This window comes from Endozoicomonas sp. YOMI1 (assembly GCF_024606345.1).
Lineage (GTDB): Bacteria > Pseudomonadota > Gammaproteobacteria > Pseudomonadales > Endozoicomonadaceae > Endozoicomonas.
The window spans coordinates 1-1608 of sequence record NZ_JAHHPM010000447.1 but is presented as its reverse complement, the minus strand read 5'-3'; the positions used below and the strand labels follow the sequence as shown (position 1 = coordinate 1608).

Below are 1608 nucleotides of genomic sequence, written 5' to 3'. Positions count from 1 at the left end.
TGAACTCTGATAGATAACGGCCAAGATGCTTGGGGTCGAGCTTATGATAAGTACCAGTAATCGCTGTTTTCACGTTTCCCAGCATGGTATTTACCCAGGTAAACAACTCATTCTCCATAGAAGCATGGCCGCCACCGGTAATGATGGCTGTGTGCTGGCATCCTGCATCTTCGATGCCCCGGAAACAAGACAAACCATCGCTGACGGCCCGGACACCCTTTTTCAGGGCATGTTCTGCCCACTCCCGAATGATTTTTCGCTGGAAGTTATCAACGGCATTGAACTTCATGTAGATAGGGTGGTTATCAGCATCTGTCTGAACTGCGGCCACAAATGGAGCTTTGTTCTCTGAGCCTCTGCCCCGGCGGCCTCCATGGCGCTCACCACCCCAATAGGCGTCATCAATCTGAACAAAACCACTCAACTGCCAGCTGTTATCTCTTTCCATCATGACCTGCATGAGTTTGTGCTTCATGCGCAATGCGGCATTGTAGGAAATGCCAAGTTGTCGATGAAGCGTCAGGGCAGAAATCCCCGCTTTATTCTGGGTGACAAGATAGATACCCAGAAACCAGGTAGTCAGCGGCAGCTTTGTTGAGTCAAAGATGGTGTTGCTGGTAAGCGAGGTTTGGCAACGACAACAATTGCACTGAAATTCAGCTTTCCAGTGAAGCTTGCAGAAACTGCGGGATCCACATTTCGGGCATTGGAAGCCATCTGGCCAGCGCCAAGAGATCAGCTCGTTCTCACACTGATCTTCTCTGCGGTAATTAGCCAGAAATTGCATGATGCCAATGCCTTTTTGGAACTGAATGGTATTTTTACACATCAGTTTTACCTCAAAAAACATGACTATCGACGTTTATTATAGCAGCTGATTCATGACGTAAGGTCAGTGGTAATCAGGAAAGTTTTTGTTTCAGAAAGAGTGGCTGGAAGCGGGGTGTATCATCTTCTCCCAGTATTATGATTCTGTATGGTGGCTGGCCAATAAACTTTCTGAAGAACATTTACCGGATGAAACCATTGCTATTTATGCCGGGGCTTCCCCGCTCAGGGCTGCTAACCAATGGTGACTTCAAAAAGACAGCCCGTGACGATATTAAAAAGATGGTTCGGGATGGTCAGCTCCGCCTGGTTCTGGGGACTGATGCGGCCAGTGAAGGTTTGAACCTGCAACGGCTTGGCACTCTGATTAATCTCGACTTGCCCTGGAACCCTACCCGACTGGAGCAGCGTAAAGGCCGTATTCAGCGTATTGGGCAATTACGTGATACCGTTCGGCTGCTCAATATGCGCTACCGAGATTCAGTAGAAGACAGGGTGCATGAGTTACTGTCAGAACGCCTTGAAGATATTCATGAACTGTTTGGCCAGATTCCGGATGTGCTGGAAGACGCCTGGGTGGATATTGCACTTGGGGAAATTGATGCTGCATCAAAGCTGATTGATGGTGTGAAACCACAGCACCCTTTCGTTGAGAAGTACAGCAAGGTTGAGGATATTGACTGGGAATCTTGTCAGACCGTGCTTTCCAATGTGGAGCGGGTTAGAATGTGAAGGTGGACAGGCAGATATTGCGCGAAAGGCAAAAAGCTTTCTGGCTGA

At 48.4% G+C, this 1608-nt stretch carries 3 protein-coding genes; 2 read left to right on the top strand and 1 reads right to left on the bottom strand.

Features of this window, described 5'->3' with window-relative positions:
• The coding region (locus KDK15_RS15890; protein ID WP_257296367.1) for an IS1595 family transposase at positions 1 to 829 on the bottom strand (829 nt) is incomplete at its 3' end.
• 85 nt (positions 830 to 914) lie between these two features.
• Between KDK15_RS15890 and KDK15_RS15885 the strand changes: the two genes are divergently transcribed.
• Both KDK15_RS15885 and KDK15_RS15880 read left to right on the top strand, forming a co-directional pair.
• Entirely contained in the window at positions 915 to 1076 is a 162-nt protein-coding gene (locus KDK15_RS15885) for a hypothetical protein (protein WP_257296366.1), read from the top strand.
• A complete protein-coding gene (locus KDK15_RS15880; RefSeq protein ID WP_257296365.1) occupies positions 1018 to 1560 on the top strand; it encodes a helicase-related protein in 543 nt (180 codons plus the stop codon). The genes KDK15_RS15885 and KDK15_RS15880 overlap by 59 nt, the downstream gene beginning before the upstream one ends.
• Positions 1561 to 1608: the final 48 nt, after the last annotated feature.

What these genes read in the sequence shown, in the direction of transcription:
- KDK15_RS15880 (WP_257296365.1), top strand. Translation starts at nt 1,018, where the DNA reads ATGAAACCATTGCTATTTATGCCGGGGCTTCCCCGCTCAGGGCTGCTA.